At 70.1% G+C, this 16,109-nt stretch carries 12 protein-coding genes and 1 pseudogene; 3 read left to right on the top strand and 10 right to left on the bottom strand.

Features of this window, described 5'->3' with window-relative positions; translation table 11 throughout:
- Positions 1–245: 245 nt before the first annotated feature.
- The 4 genes from ACWEGE_RS34820 to ACWEGE_RS34805 form a co-directional block, all read right to left on the bottom strand.
- Positions 246–2,873 carry a fibronectin type III domain-containing protein gene (locus ACWEGE_RS34820; RefSeq protein ID WP_449664723.1) on the bottom strand — a complete coding sequence of 876 codons (2,628 nt, stop codon included), beginning with the start codon at positions 2,871–2,873 and terminating at the stop codon, positions 246–248.
- Between the two features lie 107 nt (positions 2,874–2,980).
- On the bottom strand, positions 2,981–3,724 hold the full coding sequence (locus ACWEGE_RS34815) for a ferredoxin reductase (RefSeq protein WP_449664722.1): 744 nt from the start codon (positions 3,722–3,724) through the stop codon (positions 2,981–2,983).
- Complete coding sequence (locus tag ACWEGE_RS34810) at positions 3,694–4,293, bottom strand: sulfite oxidase-like oxidoreductase (RefSeq protein WP_449664721.1); 600 nt, start codon at positions 4,291–4,293, stop codon at positions 3,694–3,696. Before ACWEGE_RS34810 ends, ACWEGE_RS34815 begins: the two co-directional genes overlap by 31 nt.
- 28 nt (positions 4,294–4,321) lie before the next feature.
- Positions 4,322–4,921 carry a pentapeptide repeat-containing protein gene (locus tag ACWEGE_RS34805; protein ID WP_449664720.1) on the bottom strand — a complete coding sequence of 200 codons (600 nt, stop codon included), beginning with the start codon at positions 4,919–4,921 and terminating at the stop codon, positions 4,322–4,324.
- 41 nt (positions 4,922–4,962) lie between these two features.
- Here ACWEGE_RS34805 and ACWEGE_RS34800 point away from each other — a divergent pair.
- The 3 genes and pseudogenes from ACWEGE_RS34800 to ACWEGE_RS34790 form a co-directional block, all read left to right on the top strand.
- A pseudogene (locus ACWEGE_RS34800) lies at positions 4,963–5,871 on the top strand (ornithine cyclodeaminase family protein); the annotation flags it as partial.
- A 380-nt stretch (positions 5,872–6,251) separates the two neighbouring features.
- Positions 6,252–6,506: a hypothetical protein gene (locus ACWEGE_RS34795; RefSeq protein WP_003083120.1), complete on the top strand. Its 255-nt coding sequence runs from the start codon at positions 6,252–6,254 to the stop codon at positions 6,504–6,506.
- A gap of 76 nt (positions 6,507–6,582) precedes the next feature.
- Positions 6,583–7,395 (top strand): LmeA family phospholipid-binding protein, encoded by an 813-nt coding sequence (locus tag ACWEGE_RS34790; RefSeq protein ID WP_449664719.1) that lies wholly within the window; start codon positions 6,583–6,585, stop codon positions 7,393–7,395.
- A gap of 85 nt (positions 7,396–7,480) precedes the next feature.
- Here the strand turns inward: ACWEGE_RS34790 and ACWEGE_RS34785 are convergent, their stop codons facing one another.
- The 6 genes from ACWEGE_RS34785 to ACWEGE_RS34760 all read right to left on the bottom strand — a co-directional run bounded on the left by ACWEGE_RS34785 (position 7,481) and on the right by ACWEGE_RS34760 (position 15,864).
- A complete protein-coding gene (locus ACWEGE_RS34785; protein ID WP_449664718.1) occupies positions 7,481–8,974 on the bottom strand; it encodes a carboxylesterase/lipase family protein in 1,494 nt (497 codons plus the stop codon).
- A complete protein-coding gene (locus ACWEGE_RS34780) occupies positions 8,974–10,395 on the bottom strand; it encodes an ATP-binding protein (protein WP_449664717.1) in 1,422 nt (473 codons plus the stop codon). The genes ACWEGE_RS34785 and ACWEGE_RS34780 overlap by 1 nt, the downstream gene beginning before the upstream one ends.
- Positions 10,392–12,044, bottom strand: a complete 1,653-nt coding sequence (locus tag ACWEGE_RS34775; RefSeq protein WP_449664716.1) for an FAD-dependent oxidoreductase — start codon at positions 12,042–12,044, stop codon at positions 10,392–10,394. The genes ACWEGE_RS34780 and ACWEGE_RS34775 overlap by 4 nt, the downstream gene beginning before the upstream one ends.
- A gap of 19 nt (positions 12,045–12,063) precedes the next feature.
- The gene (locus tag ACWEGE_RS34770; RefSeq protein WP_449664715.1) at positions 12,064–12,981 is read right to left on the bottom strand and encodes a ribonuclease Z; all 918 of its coding nucleotides are present in this window, start codon (positions 12,979–12,981) and stop codon (positions 12,064–12,066) included.
- A 13-nt stretch (positions 12,982–12,994) separates the two neighbouring features.
- The gene (locus tag ACWEGE_RS34765; protein WP_176172590.1) at positions 12,995–13,564 is read right to left on the bottom strand and encodes an HdeD family acid-resistance protein; all 570 of its coding nucleotides are present in this window, start codon (positions 13,562–13,564) and stop codon (positions 12,995–12,997) included.
- 134 nt (positions 13,565–13,698) lie between these two features.
- Complete coding sequence (locus ACWEGE_RS34760) at positions 13,699–15,864, bottom strand: RICIN domain-containing protein (protein WP_449664714.1); 2,166 nt, start codon at positions 15,862–15,864, stop codon at positions 13,699–13,701.
- Positions 15,865–16,109 lie beyond the last annotated feature (245 nt).

Raw genomic sequence — 16,109 nt, 5'->3', positions numbered from 1 at the left:
GGCACGATTGCGCGGCGGGCACGGCTCTCTCACACGATCATGGGACTTCGACAATCACATGATCAACGAGAGCCGTGCCCGCCCCGCAACCAGGTTAAAAGACTTTGCAGGCGCCCCCGCCCTCCCAAGGGGGGCGTCCCCGAGTCCAGTCTATCGGCCACCTCCGACGGAACCGGTGGATTGCGGCTCGTCCAGCAGGGCTGTCCACATCTCGGCGGAATTGTGGACAGCGCTGCCGAACCAGCTCAGGCGGCCGGTGTCGTGGCGGTGAAAGTCGCCGCCGGGCCCGTTCCCGTGGCCGTGACCGCCGCGACCGTGAACGTGTACGCCGTTGCCGGGTGCAGGCCGTCCACCACCCTCGTCATTCCCTTGACCGTCGGCTGGGTCACCAGGGCGTCGCGGCCCTCCACGCGGATCGTCCGGCCGTCGGACACCGTGATCACGTACGCCAGGACCGGGGTGTCGCCCGCCGCGGACGGGGGGTTCCAGCGGATCGAGGCCGCCGTGCTGCTCGGCAGGGCCCGTGCGCTCGTCGGGACTCCCGGCAGTGCCACGGGTTTCAGGCCCGGCGTCACCGCCGCAGATGGCAGTGACGGCTCGCTCGTTCCGTACGCGTTGCGCGCCGCGACCGTCACCGTGTACGGGGTTCCGTCCGTCAGGCCGGGCACTTCGGCGTACGCGCGCTTTGCGAAGTCCGCCGCCGTCACCGTGGTCGAGAACGAGCGGCCGCCACCTGAGGCCGTTACCACGTAGTGCGTCACCGGTGCGTTGTTGAAGGCGAACGTCGGGTTCCAGGTCGCGTACAACTTGCCCGCCACCGCGAAGGTGCCGACGCGTGACGGCGCTTCGGCCGGGGCGTGGCCGCCGACCTGGCGGGTGAGCAGCTTGCGGTAAGCCGGTTCGAGGCCCGCGTTCGCGACGATCGCGGCCGGCGCGTCGGCCGGGCTGGCCAGGAGCTGGTTGCCGCGGGTGATCGCGCCCTTGTCCACCTTGTCGCGGTCGCCCTGCTCCCAGTAGTTGCCCTCGACCAGCGTCGGGTCGTTGTTGCCGAGGTCGTCGCGGTAGTCGACGTGCACCGTGCCGACGTTGAAGTACGGCGTGCGGTAGAGGACGTTGCCGCGGATCGTTTCGTAGGTGTTGCCGTTGTCGGTGTAGACGCCCTTGCCGAGCCCCCACTGGTCGTGGATGACGTTGCCGGTGACCTTTTCGCCGTCGTCGAGGGAACTGCCGGTGATGCCCTGCGTGTAGATGCCGCCGCCGTCGTCGAGCATCTGCATGTAGTCGAAGATCAGGTTGTCCGAGACGACGTTGTCGTGCGACAGGTTCGGTGTCGCGGGGCGCTTGATCTTGTCCGGCCAGCCGCCCCAGCCGACGGAGATCGCCGAGTAGCCGACGTGGTCGATCTGGTTGTGGGAAATGGTGTTCCGCACGGTGTAGCCGTTGACGATCGGCACACCGCCGTGGAATTCGCGCGGCAGGCCGTAGAGGTGGTTGTCGGTGACCTGGACGTCCCGCACGACGTCGGCGTCGGCGTCCGTGACGGGCTGGGCGACGCCGCCGATCTGGACGCCGTTGCCGGAGATGTCGGTGAAGACGTCGCCGCGCACCTGGGATTCCTTGGTGCCGTCGATCAGATCGAGCCCGGCGCCGCCGAGGTGGGCGAACACGCTGTCGGCGAATTCGACGCGCCGGCCGTGCGAAACGGAGACGTTCGCGGGTTCCCGCGTCCACGAGGCGTACGGGCAGGTGCCGCCGGGCACGAACTGGCACAGGCCCTGGACGGCCCAGCCGTCGGCGCCGGTGATCGTGTACCCCGCCTGGATTTCCGAGAAGCCCTCGGGCGACGACGGCGTCAGCCAGGTCGCGTAGGAGTAGCGCAGGCCGCGGAAGGCGACGTCGTGGATCGGCGCGTCGGCCGAGCCCCGTGCGTCGAGGAGCTTCTCCAGCACGGGCATTTCGACATCCGCGCGACGCAGGTCCTGGCCCGGCTTCGGCAGGTAGTAGACGACGTGGGCGGACCGGTCGAGGTACCACTCGCCGGGGGTGTCGAGCAGTTCGAAGGCGTTCTCGGCGTAGGTGGGGTGCCGCCCGTTGGTGAGGTCGGCCGGGCCGACCATGTTGACGCTGCGGCCGGGGATGTCCGGGAACAGCACGCGTTTCGTCGAGTTGTCCCAGCACGGGTTGGCCATGGTGATCGTCGTGCCTTCGGCGGCGGCGAGGGGGCAGCGCGGTTCGGTCCACTGGCCGAGGCCGTCGCGCTGGACGTTCCAGAGCGCCTCGCCCGAGACGTACACGAACTCGACGTCCTTCGGGTTGCGCCAGTGGGCGAGCGTGTCCGCGTCGGCGGTGTAGCCGGTGGCCGTGGCCTTGAGGGTCACCGGCAAGGGACCGCGGGCGCGCTGCTCGCGGACACCGTCGACGTAGAGCTGGCGGGTGTTGTCCAGCCCCGCGGGCGCGGGCGCGGCGAACAGCCCCGGACGACCCGGCACGGGCCGCCAGCCGGTGACCTGCACGCCGCCGTTCAGCTCGGTGTCGCCACTCCCCTGCCAGATGACGCGGTGGCCGTTGCCGCCGGAGTCTCGCGCGTCGAGCCGCAGTGGCGCGGTCAGCCGGAAGACACCGGGCGCGAGGTGGACGGTGAGGTCCCGGGTCAGCCGCGGCGCGCGTTGCCGCACGAGGTCGCGGGCGCGGTCGAGAGTCCGCACGGGATGCGCGGACGTGCCGGCGGCCCGGTCGGAGCCGTCGGGCGAGACGTAGACGTCCCGGTCGGGGGTGGCCGCCGCCACCGGGCCGGTTGTGGCGAGCAGGGCGCTCGCGCCGAGGAGAACGGTCACCACGGTGCGGCGCCGCGTCGAGCCCCACTTGGTCAGCATGGTCGAAAGATAGGATCTCTCCGGCGGGATGTCGACAATTTCCCGCTCAGCGGAGCAAAGGGTCACCTATTCATCGGATGCCTGACAGGTGCCTCCGGCCGCGCCGGTCAGTCGCGGCTGGGGCCGAAGCGTTCCGTGCGGATCCGGTGCGGGTCGTGGCCCAGGGCGACCAGGATGTCCGCCACCGTCTCCACGAAGCCCGTCGGGCCGCAGACGAAGCACGACGCCCCGAACTCGGCCGGCCAGCCCGCCGTGTTGATCGTGGCCACGTCGATGCGGCGAGGGATGCCCGGGCGGCCTTCGGGGAGCTCGCGCGTGTACACGTACGTGACGTCCACGCCCGCGACAGGTGTGCGCAGCTCGTCCGCGTAGTACAGCTCCGCCGGGGTGCGCAGGGAGTAGATCAGCTTGAACGGCGTGCGGACACCGGCCGCGCGGCGGGCGCGGATCATCGCCATCAGGGGGACGATGCCCGAGCCGCCCGCGATCAGGAGGACCGGGGCCGGGTCCGCCGGGCGCCAGGCGAACCAGCCGCCGATCGGGCCGCGGATCTCGACCGGGTCGCCGATCGCGTACGGGCCGGTGAGGTGCTCGGACACCTCGCCGTCGGCGACGCGCTGCACCGTCAGCTCCACGCTGTCACCGTTCGACGGCGCCGCCAGGGAATAGCTGCGCTGCGCACGGTAACCGTCGGCGGCCGTGAGCCGGACGTCGACGTGCTGGCCCGCCAGGTGTCCCGGCCAGCCGGGCAGGTCGAAGACGAGCGTGCGCGCCGTCGGTGTCTCGTCGCGGAAGCCGGCCAGGCGGGCAACCCGCCAGGCTAGTCGCCCTGATACCGCTGTTCGCGCCATGGATCCCCGTAGTCGTGGTAGCCGGCGTTCTCCCAGAAGCCCGGCTCGTCCCGGGTCTTCAGCTCCAGCCCGCGCACCCATTTCGCGGACTTCCAGAAGTACAGGTGCGGCACGAGCAGCCGCGCCGGACCGCCGTGCTCGGGGGTCAGCGGCTTGCCGCCGTACTCGTAGGCGATCCAGGCCTGGCCGTCGAGCAGGTCGGCCAGCGGCAGGTTCGTCGTGTACCCGCCGTAGGCGTGCACCATGACGTAGTCGGCCTCGGTGTCGAGCCCGCCGACCAGCGTGTCGACCGAAACACCGCGCCAGCGAGTGTCCAGTTTGGACCACTGGGTGACGCAGTGGATGTCCACTGTGGGCTTCTCGCTGGGCAGGGCCATCAGCTCCGCCCAGCTCCAGGTGCGCTTCTCACCCGTCTCGGTGGTGACGGTGAACTCCCACGTTTCGGTGCGCACGCGCGGGGTCGGCCCCGCCGACAGCACCGGGAAGTCCTCGGCCAGGTACTGCCCGGGTGGCAGCCGCGGGTTGCCGCTGCGTGCCCGGCCCTGGAAACCCGGTGTCACCACACCCATGGGCGCTCCCTTCCCGATCGCGACGAGCCTACGCCCGGACCCGCAGCCCCAGCGACGTGACGAGCACCGCAGCCTGTTCGGGTGACACGATCGCCCCGGCCAGCTCGGCGTTCAGCGGGTCGAGCGCGGAGAGGTCACTGCCCCGCAGCTCGGCTTTCGGCAGCTTGACGGCGTGCAGCGACGCCCCGGACAGGTCGACGTCGGCGAACACCGCGCCGGCGCAGTTCGCTCCGGTGAGGTCGGCCTCGCGCATCCGGACGCCCTGGAAGGTGACGGCCCGCAGGTCGGCACCCGCCAGCCCCGCGAACGACCAGTCGCCACCGGTGACCCGCAACGGCCGCAGCTCGCACTCGGTGAACGTGGCGCCGACGAGCTTGCACCCGGTGAACTCGGCGTCGAAGAAGTTGCACCGCTGGAAGGAGCAGCCGGTGAACGCCGTGTCCGTGTGCCGCGACGCGTTGAAGCGCACGTTGCCGAACACGCAGTCGGTGAAGACCGAGTTCCGCGTGATCGCCTCCGAGAAGTCGACCTCGTGGAACTCGCACCGCGCGTAGTGCCGCCCGGTGAGCTCCTCGCCGTACCAGTCGTCGCGGAAGAACCGCTGCTCCTCTTGCCTGGCCTCGGACATGCCGCCAGGCTAGCGACAGGTCCGACGCCGAAGGGGCGCCCATGCTCGACGCCGACGCTGTCCGGAGGGCGGTGCCGATGCCGGCCGCCGTCGAAGCGGTCCGCGAAGCGTTCCTCGACCTGGCCGCCGGCCGTTTCGAGGTGCCGCAACGCTTGTCCTTCGCCGAGGCGACGACGCTGGTGATGGCGGCCTGCCACATACCGACGTCGACCACGGTGGTGAAGACGCTCAACCTCTCCCCCGGCCGCACCCCGATGATCCTGGGCACGCTGGTGTGGAACACGGCCGAGGGCCAGCTGGTCGCGGACGCGGTCGAGGTCACCGCCCTGCGCACGGGCGCGGTGTCCGGCGTCGCCACGGACCTGCTCGCCCCGCCCTCGGCGAGCCGGCTGGCACTGCTCGGCACCGGCGCCCAGGCCGCCGACCAGGTACGCGCGGTGGCCGCGGTGCGGCCGTTGCGCCGGGTGTCGGTGTTCGGTCGTGACCGCTCGCGCGCTTCGGTGCTGGCGGACCGGTTGAGCGCCGAGTTCCCGTCGGTGGCGGTGCGGGTGGCACGTCACGCCGCGGAGGCGGTGGCCGATGCGGAGGTCGTCTGTTGTGCTACTTCATCGAGCACTCCTCTCTTTAGTGGGGATGACTTGCCCGAACGGGTGCACGTCAACGCGATCGGCTCGTACCTGCCGTCCATGCGGGAGCTGCCGGCCGAGCTGCTGGGCGCCGCGGAATGCGTGGTGGTGGATCAGGTCGACGCCGCTCTCACGGAGGCGGGCGAGGTGATCCATGCGGTGGACAGCGGGCTTCTCGGGCGTGCGGAGCTGGTCGAGCTGGGTTCGGCGTTGCGCCGGGCGCCGGTGGTTGGTGGGCGGACGGTGTTCAAGTCGGTCGGGCTCGCCGTGCAGGACTGGGCTGTCGCCCGGCTGCTCGGTGAGGCGGCCGGGGTGCGGGGTAGGGAGCGAGCCGGCCGAGATGGTGGTGCTTGGCGAGGCGATGCGCGCTTCGAGGTGCACTGGCGAGGGACCGGGCGGACGACACGCGTACCCGGACCGACGACACACGCACCCCAACGGACGACACGCGCACCCAGAGGGACGACACGCGAACCTCGATGGACGACACGCGTACTTGCAGGGACGACACTGCGCCGGGAACGGGGGCAACCCTTGCCGCCAGGGTGGCTAGGTGGTTACTGGTCGTGCCGATCGGGGGGCGGAGAGCAATGGGACAGGGCCGAACGGCGCAATCTTGCGGGTGGAGCGTTTGATCGGTCACCCGATCCGGGAATTTTCGCGACATGTCTCCTTGGCGAACCACCACCAGACGGAACACGGCCGTGCGGGTCATCACGGCGATCGGCGCGATCTTCGCGGGGATCGAAGTTCTCTACATGATCATGGTGCTCGCCGGCGCGAACGCCGGGAACGCCTTCTTCCAGTTCATCAAGTCGCTGGCCGTTCCTCTCGCGTTGTTCTGGCCCGGCTTGTTCCCGGTGGACAGCCCCAGCCTGGCCGTCATCCTCGACTACGGCCTGGCCGCGGTGTTCTGGCTGGTCGTGACCGGCATCATCGCCCGCTTCGCCGGTCGGTGACCGGAGACGTTCCACCGGCCCCGTCGGGAACCACCCGCCGTCGCCGCCGCCGGTGTCCTTGGGTGACACTGGACGGATGAGCGACGGCAGGTGGTTCGACGGCTGGTCACCCTGGCCCGAGCTGGCCGGCCTGGCCGCGGCCGGGCGTTCCCTGCTCCCGAACGTCCCGGTCACGCCGGCCGCCCTCGTGCGCACCGTCACCGAGCAGCTCGTCGGCCGCAGGCTGACCGCGAAGGTGGGTGACCGCGAAGTCGGCCTCACCCTCGCCGAACTCGACTACCCCGCCGACAGCCTCCGCCTGGCCACCGGACGCCTCGGCGACGTGCGCATCGTCGCCGAAGACGTCGATTGGCCCGAGGCCGAAGGCGGCCGCATTCCGCTGCGGCGGGTCACCGTGCTCGCCGAAGACGTGCGCCTCCGCTCACTCCCCGCCCCCGCCGCCAAGCCGGCGCGCGTGGACCTGCGGATCGCCGTCTCCGCGGACGTGCTCCGCGAAAGGGTGGCGCGGGTCCGGCCCGGGATCGTCGCCGCCCCGGCGAGCAGCGGCCTGCTCCAGCTCCACTGGGCCAAGAAACCCCACTGGGGACACCTGACCCTGGACGCCCAGGTTCAGGAAGACGCCATCCTCCTCGCGCCCCGGACCCTCCACATCGGACAGCGGCAACTCCGCCCGCCGAAACGCTTTCACCCCATCGTGCTTCCCCTGCCGGAACTCCCGCCCGGGATAACCCTGACGAGGGTGGAGCCCCGGCACGACGAACTCGTGCTGCACGCCCTCGCGGAAGACTGGCCGGAACGGCTTTCCCGCATTCCCCTCTCCGATCTGCTGAGCTGGTTGACCACCGCAGCGGTGACCCTGACCTTGCCGAAACTCGGTTCGCGTCCATAACGGCAACACTACTCGAACGCGCGTTCGAACATCGTCACTCACAGGGGTGGAACTCAAGAAACACGGTGTCCACAAAGGAACGCGCTCAGGTCACCGGGAACCAGGTCCCGGACGCCCATTCCGTGTCACCCCAGGCTTTCCGCTCGTCGGAGCGCGGATCGAGGACCAGATCGGTGTCTTCCCGGAAGACCAGCACCGGCCGCAGCTCCGGACCGTACGGCGGCCATTCGGGCCCGTCCGCGTCCGCGACGCCGTCCCGCACGAACCTCAGCCAGGCGCGGTGGATGAGCAGCGCCGCCCGTTCCCGCGCCGGGTTCACCGCGGTTCCCTGCGCGGCCAGCGGAAGCGGCACCTTCCACGCCATCGTGGTTTCGGTGCCGTGGCCGCCGTCGAGCTGCTCGGGCACGCCGGGCGCGGCGATGTCGATGCGGTAGCGGTACACCGGGGCGTGCGCGGACTGCGCGTCGGCCAGCCGCTGCGTCGGGATGCCGTAGCGTTCGTCGCCCATCGCGGCGATCTTCGCGGCCTTGAGGTCGGGGACGCGCCGGAGGTACGTCTCGAGAAGCCGCGAAGCGCCTTCCTCGCCGAGGATGCCCGCGAGCACACCGGACGCCGGAGCGGTGGCGATTTCGTCGCCGAGCATCATCGCGTACGTGCTGCCTTCGTTGCTGTTGCAGCCGATCAGCAGCGGGATCCCGGCCGCGCTCCCCCGCCGGATCGGGCCGATCGGCACCTCGGGCAGCACCCGCGGGTGCAGCGTCGGGCGCCAGAGCCACAGCGCCTGGAAGCCGGTGAGGATCCGCTCCTGGGCCTCGACGAACTCCTTGGCGGGCAACGCCCGTAGCCCGTCGATGTCATGGCAGCCGACCTCGTCCAGCAGCCGTCGCGCCAGTGCGGTCCCCGCTTCCGGCGTCGCCACGTGGTCCGCGCCGCCGGAACTGCTGATCGCCTGCGCGAACAACCCCCGGCCCAGCGGGCTGCCCAGCAGGTTCCCGACGCTCTTCGCGCCCGCCGAAACGCCGTAGACGGTGATCCGCGCGGGATCCCCGCCGAACGCGGAGATGTTGCGGCGCACCCACTTCAGCGCCTCGACCTGGTCGAGGAACCCGCACACGCCGGCGTCCGATTCGGACTCACCGAAGATGTCGCCCAGGTGCAGGAAGCCGAGCGAGCCGAGCCGGTAGTTGACGGTGACCACGACGATCCCGGCGCGCGCGAACTCCTCGCCGTCACCCAGCTGTTCGCCGTGGCCGACGCGGTAGCCGCCGCCGTGCAGCCAGAACAGCACCGGCCGGCCGCCCTCCGGCGCGGGGCCCTCGGGCGTGCAGACGTTGAGGTACAGGCAGTCCTCGTCGCAGACGGCGGACGGGTTCATCGGGTCCGGCGACTGCATCGCGTGCGGCCCGTACTCGGTCGCCACGTGCACGCCACCCGACAGCGACGGCGGCCGCGGCGCCTTCCACCGCAGCTGCCCGACCGGCGGCCGGGCGTACGGGATCCCGCGCCACACGCGGACCCCGTCGCCCGCCAGCCCGACCAGCGCCCCGAGTTCGGTCGTGACCGTCGGGACGGAAGCCATCAGAGCGAGGCCTGCTCGACCGTCGGCAGGCAGACCTCGAACCGGGTGTTCCCGGGTTCGGATTCGACGCGCAGGTCGCCCTGGTGGCGTTCGACGACGATCTTCCACGAGATGTCCAGGCCCAGGCCGGTGCCCTCGCCGACCGGTTTGGTCGTGAAGAACGGCTCGAAGATCCGCGGCTTGATGTCCGCCGGGATGCCCGGCCCGGTGTCGCCGATTTCGACGCGCACCTGGTCGTTCTCCCCCCACGTCCGCAGGGTCAGCGTGCCCTCGCCCTTCATCGCGCCGAGGGCGTTGTCGATGATGTTCGTCCAGACCTGGTTCAGCTCGGCCGGGTACGCGGGGATCTTCGGCAGGCTGCGGTCGTACTCCTTGACGACCCGGACGCCACCGCCGATCTTGCCGGACAACATCACCAGCGTGGAGTCGAGGCCGTCGTGGACGTCGACCCACTGGTGCGGCGCCCGGTCCATCTGCGAGTACTGCTTGGCCTTGCCGACCAGCGCGGAGATTCGCGTGGTGGAGTCCTCGATCTCGCCCATCAGCATCTCGGTCTCGAGCGCGTAGGCGAGCCAGCGGACGGCGCCGTCGATGAAGGTGTCGCCGACCTGCTCCAGCACGTGGTCCAGGTCCGCCGTGGTCAGCCCGGCGCGGACGTAGATGTCGGCGAGGTCCCAGCCGCCGTCGATGCCGCGGTCGTCGAACCAGTCGGTGATCTCGTCCTCGCGGTCGGCCTGCTGCATCGCCGTCAGCTTCTCGGCCTGCGCGACCTGCTTGACCAGGCGTTCCTGGACGTCGATGAGCTGGTAGAGCAGCTCGGGTTCGATGTCCTTCTTGGCCAGGAAGGCGAGCTTGTGGCGCATGCCGGCGACACGTTCGCGCAGGGCGGACGTCGCCCGGACGGCGGCCGCGGCCGGGTTGTTCAGCTCGTGCGTCAGACCCGCCGACAGCTCGCCCAGCGCCAGCAGGCGGCGGCGGGAGCCGATCACCGTGTCGCTGTTGCGCCAGCCGAGGTACATGCCCTCCAGCAGGTGCGTCGCCATCGGGAACCACTTGCGGAACTCGAAGGAGAACTCCCTGGACGGCAGCGCCAGGAACGTGACGTCGGAGAGCGCGCGCACGGTGGCGTTGTAGGTGTGCTCGGTCTCCTGGTGCACGAAGAACTGCGTCGCGCCGAAGTAGGCGCCGCGCTGGTCGGACCGGTTGGTCTCCACCTCGGTGCCGCTGACCATGCGCGTCATCCGGATCGCGCCGTTCAGCAGGACGTAGAAGCAGGTCGCCTCGCCGCCCTCGCTGATGACGGTCGAGTCGGCCGCGTACTCCTCGAGCACGGCGTTGGCGGCGATCCAGTCGAGCTGGTCTTCGGAAAGGTGTTCGAACAGGAAGAGCCCGCGAAGCTCCTCCCGCGGCAGTGCGCTCATTGTTCCTCCAGGTACCGGTGTACCAGCGTCACGGCCATCGCGCCCTCGCCGACCGCGGACGCCACCCGCTTGACCGACTGCGACCGCACGTCACCGGCCACGAACACGCCGGGGATGGACGACTCGAGGTAGTGCGGATCACGATCGAGCGTCCAGCCGGCCGGTCGCTGCCCGGCCTTCAGCAGGTCCGGCCCGGTGCACACGAAGCCGTGCTCGTCGCGGTGGATGTCGTCGCCGAGCCAGTCGGTGCGCGGGGCGGCGCCGATGAAGATGAACAGGTGCCCGCTTTCGACCGTCTCGGTGACGCCGTCCTCGCACAGCGTGATCCGCTCGAGGTGCCCGTCGCCGTGCACCTGCTTGACGGTGGTGTGCGTCCGGACGTGGATGTTCTCGATGCCGGCGATCTGCTCGATCAGGTAGTGCGACATCGACGCTTCGAGCGACTCGCCGCGCACCAGGATCGTGACGTCGCTGGCGTGCCGGGAGAAGAACACCGCCGCCTGGCCCGCGGAGTTCGCGCCGCCGACGATGTAGACGTGCTCGCCCTTGCACTCGGGTGCCTCGGTCGCGGCCGAGCCGTAGTAGACACCGCGGCCGCTGAGCTCTTCGACGCCCTCGGCTTCCAGAGCGCGGTAGGTGACGCCGCTGGCGAGGATCACCGAGTGCGCGGCGATCTCGCTGCCGTCGCCGAAGGTGATCACCCGCGCCGAGCCGCGGGCCTCCAGGCCGACGACGTCGCGCGCGGTCAGCACCTCGGCGCCGAACTTCTGCGCCTGGCGCCGCGCCCGGTCGGTCAGCTGCGCGCCGGAGACGCCGTCGGGGAAGCCGAGGTAGTTCTCGATGCGCGAACTCGTGCCCGCCTGGCCGCCGGTCGCCTTCTTCTCGACGAGCACGGTCCGCAGGCCCTCGGAAGCGCCGTACACCGCGGCGCCGAGGCCGGCCGGGCCGCCGCCGATGACGACGAGGTCGTAGAACTCCTGCGCCGGCCGGGTCGACAGGCCGACCGCGTCGGCGATCTCGCTGCCGGACGGGTTCTTGAGGACGGTGCCGTCCGGGGTGACGACGACCGGGATGTCCTTGTCGGTGGCCTCGGCGGCCTGCAGGATCCGGCAGGCCTCGTCGTCGTCGACCGAGTACCAGCGGTAGGGCACCGCGTTGCGGGCGAGGAAGTCGCGCAGGTGGAACGACGGCGAGTTGTAGCGGTGGCCGATGAGCTTGACCTCCTCGACCGGCCGGTCTCCGACCGCTTTCCAGGTCTCGACCAGCGCGTCGATCACCGGGTAGAGCTTCTCCTCCGGCGGGTCCCACGGCTTGAGCAGGTAGTGGTCGACGTCGACGACGTTGATCGCCTGGATCGCGGCGTCGGTGTCGGCGTAGGCGGTCAGCAGGGCGCGGCGGGCGTGCGGGAACAGGTCCATCGCCTTCTCGAGGAAGGCGATGCCGTCCATCTGCGGCATCCGGTAGTCGGCGAGGATGGCCGCGACGGCGTCGCCGCGCAGCTTGATCTCGCGCAGCGCGTCGAGGGCGTCCGGGCCGGAGTCGGCGCGGATGACGCGGTAGTCCTTCCCGTAGCGCCGGCGCAGGTCACGGGCGACCGAGCGGGACACGGCGGGATCGTCGTCGACGGTCATCAGGATCGGCTGGCTCACGAGATGCAGCCTACGGCGCTCACCGCCCGGTTGGGGAGGAACGCCGTTTCGGCACCTGGACCCGCTCCAGGTCCTCGGCCACCACGATTTCGCCGTCGAACTCCGCCCGCGCCTCTTCTTCGAACCGCTTCGGATCGGGGTAGCGCTGCGAGAAGTGGGTCAGCACAAGCTGCCGGACGCCGGACTCGGCGGCGACGCGGGCGGCCTGCTGCGCGGTGAGGTGGCCGAAGTCTCTTGCCAGTGAGGTGTCCTCGGCCAGGAACGTCGCCTCGATCACGAGCGTGTCGGCGTTTTCGCTGAGGGCGTACACCGCGTCGCAGAGGCGGGTGTCCATCACGAACGCGAACCGCTGGCCGGGCCGCGGCTCGCTGACGTCGTCGAGCTTCGTGCTTCCCAGCTGCCCTTCTCGCTGCAGCCGGCCGACGTCCGGGCCCGCGATGCCGCGTTCCCGCAGCTTCCCGGGCAGCATCGTGCGGCCGTCCGGCTCGGTCAGCCGGTAGCCGAACGCCTCGACGGGGTGGCTCAGGCGCCTCGCCTCGAGGGTGAGCTTCCCGGTGGCGATCGGGCCGTCTTCGGCGATCGGGTGTTCCCGCAGGTCGGCCTGTTCGTAGAAAGCCGTCGCGTGCCGCATCCGCTCGAAGTAGTGCGCGCCGGAGGCCGGGAAGTGGGCGTGGACCGGGTGGCTGACCTTGTCCAGCGACAGCCGCTGGATCACGCCGGGCAGACCGAGGCTGTGGTCGCCGTGGAAGTGCGTCACGCAGATCCGCGTGACGTCCGTGGCGGCCACACCGGCCCGCAGCATCTGGCGCTGGGTGCCCTCGCCGGGGTCGAAGAGGATGCCTTCGCCGTCCCAGCGCAGCAGGTAGCCGTTCTGGTTGCGGTGGCGCGTTGGCACCTGGGAAGCGGTGCCCAGCACCACCAGTTCGCGGGTCGACACCCCCGCACGGTACTCAGGCGGCCGGGGTGGTGCCGCCCAGTTTCCGCAGCCGGAAGGCCAGCACGAGCAGCATGATCCCGTAGAGCAGGGCGTAGATCCCGACGAGCAGCGCGATGCCGTACGCGCCGGCGATCGGGTTGATCACGATCAGGATGCCGGCGAGCACGGAGATCGCGCCGGCCGCGATGAGGAACGCCTCGCCCTCGATCTGCTTGCGCAGCCGGACCGCCGCGGCGATTTCGGCGATCCCGGTGATGATGGCCCAGAAGCCGACCAGCAGGGCCAGCAGCAGGACGGTGATGCCGGGCCAGACCAGGACGAGGATCCCGGCGACGATGCCGAGCGCGCCGAGGACGCCGTAGGCCACCCGGTGGCCGGTGTCACCCGGACGGAACGCCTGCATCAGGCCGCCGATGCCGTCGACGATCGCGTACACGCCGTACAGGATCGCCAGGACGAGGACGGTGGCACCGGGCCAGATCAGCGCGAAGAGCCCGAAGAGCACGGCGAACACACCGCGGACGGCCACCAGCGGCCACGCTTTGCGGGGTTCGACGACGGTGAACGCTGCGAAAGAGGTCATCTGCCGCTCCTGGATCGGATTGGGGCTCTCAGTATTGAGGCAGTTACCCCGTCCGGCTCCCGGAACACCCCGTTCGGTGTACTCGAATAGGACCGGCGTGCGCCGCGGCCGCCACCACGGCGCACGCCGGTTGCTCAGGGGTAACTCACCAGGTTGACGGCCTTGGTCCCGGACGGCGTGGCCGGGCCCGTGTTGTTGATCACGTGCGTGATCGTGCCCTGGTAGTTGAGCGACACGGTCACCATGTCGTGGAACCGGACACCCGGTGTGTTCGGCGCCTCGTACGCGTGCGCGCTCGCCACGGACGGGTTGGTGCTGAAGTAGCAGTAGCTGCCCAGCCCCCACGCTTCGTGACTGGTGACGTTCGGGCTCACCTGGTAGGCGGAGAAGCCCTGGGTGGAGCCGTTCATCCAGCTCGACTGGTTCGGGACGTCGTAGGGCATCTCGTTCTGGAAGAAGTAGGTCCGGCCGCCGTTGCCGTTCCAGACCACCTGCGTCTTCTGGTAGTGCTCGACGAACAGGCCGTACATCGTGACGTCGTTGCCGTTGACGATCAGGCCGGTGTCGGCGGTGTTGGTGGTCCAGCCGACGTACTCGTTGCGGTCGGCGTGGTCGGCGCGCCAGATCCACATGTGGTCGCCGATCACGTTGCTGCTGTTGACGACCAGGCTGTTCGTCGCCTTCCCGACGGCGGCACCGCCGATCCGGAAGAACACGTCGTGCAGCGACGTCGGGTCGGCCGCGTGGTTCGCGCTCGAGCCGGCCGGGCCGACCTGCATGAGCGTGTTCGAACTGGTCGTGCCCGCGTCGATCAGCAGGCCGGCGACCTTGATGCCGTCGACGTCGTCGACGGTCATCGCGGTGATGCCGTTGTCCGGGATCAGCGTGGCGATGCCGAGGCCGAGCACGACGGTGTCCGGACGGGTGACGCGCAGCGTCTGGTTCAGGTGGTAGACACCGGGCGTGACCAGCAGGTTCTTGCCGGCGGCGAGGGCGGCGTTCATGTCCGCGGCGGTGGCGCCGGGCTTGGCGATATAGAACTGGCCGATCGGGACGGACGTGCCCGGCGCGGTGCCGTTCGCCCAGGTCGTGCCGGACGCGTTGGTCCTGAGGCCGGGGACGAAGACCTGGTAGTTGCCGCCGCCGTCGACGTAGAGGAACGGCTTCTCGCGCACGACCGGCGTCTGGCCGACGGTGGTGTAGGGCGGCGACGGGAAGGTGTTCGCCGGGGCGCCCTGGACGCCCGCGAAGACCATGTTCCAGTTCGAGCCGTTCCAGCTGCCGAACTGCGAGTTGCGGGAGATCCACTGCTGCTGCGAGCCGGAGCGGACCTGGCCGTCGATCTTCGAGTCGGAGATCCAGCCGCCGCTGGCCCAGCCGCCGTCGTCGAGCTGCAGGTCACCGCGGACGTGCATGCGGCGGTAGGGCGCGGCCTGGCTGACGGCCCAGCGGTCGGCGCCGGAGTTCGGGGTCACGGACAGGTTTTCCGCGCCCCGCCAGAAGTTCTGGGTGGCGTTCTGCGGCGGGAACCAGTCGGCCTCGACGTGCACGGCGCCGTTGATGTTCACCGCGTCGGGGCTCAGCCCGAGGCCGAGGACCTGCGTGTAGAAGCCGACGTTGACGTCGTTGGCGTAGGTGCCGGGCTTGAACATGACGGCGTAGCGCTGGCTGCCGAACTGGTTGCGTTCCTGCTGGCCGAAGATGCTGTTGAGCCGGCTCTGGATGGTCGAGCTCGGCATGGACGGGTCGAAGACGACGACGTTCGGGCCGAAGTCGGGCTGGCTCGTGTCCACGGGGGTCAGCATGAAGGACTGGGCGGCGGTGCCGTTGCAGGCGTACTGCTGCAGCTGCACGTCGCCGGCGGAGGCGCCGGGGACGTCGAGGCACTTCCCGCTGTTGCGGCTGACGAAGTGGTACCGGCCGTTGCCTTCGTCGACGGCCTGCCACTGCTGGTTGGCCCCGCCCCCGTAGGTCCAGAGCTGGAGCAGGCCGCCATCGGCGGTGGAGACGTCCTTGACGTCCCAGGCCTCGGCCGGGTTGGTGCGGGCGTTGATCCGGAAGTAGCCGTCCCCGGTGGACTGGAACTGCCACTGCTGCGAGGTGGTCTGGTTGCAGGTGTACTGCTGGACAACGGTTCCATCAGCGGTCCCGGCACCCCTCGCATCGACGCACTTGCCGCTGTTGGCGGCGGCAACGGTGTACCACCCATCCGGGGTTACGGCGGCTTGTGCCGTCGTCGTCAGGTTCCCGACCAGGACCGACGCTGCCGCGAGCAGCGTGATCACCTGCCGTCTCGTCATCGAAGCCTCCTCTGCCGCTTCCGCGGCGTCCATCGAGAGGTGTGCCCGGTGTTGGAGACGCGGCGTAACGGGCGGGGACCTCGGCGTCACAACCGCGCAAAATGTAACGGCGGCCACAGTGGGGCGTCAATACAGGACTAAAAATAAGGTGTGAACGTGCAGGTCAGAGCGTTGTGGATCGCGAGGCGGGGTTGTTGGGACCCCCGCGTGGAGGGCCTCTGGGCGGGGTGTACTGTATGGGCATA

The sequence above is a fragment of the Amycolatopsis sp. NPDC004747 genome (assembly GCF_053601335.1).
Note: the sequence above shows the minus strand (reverse complement) of the source record. Positions and strands in the feature narration are given on the sequence as shown.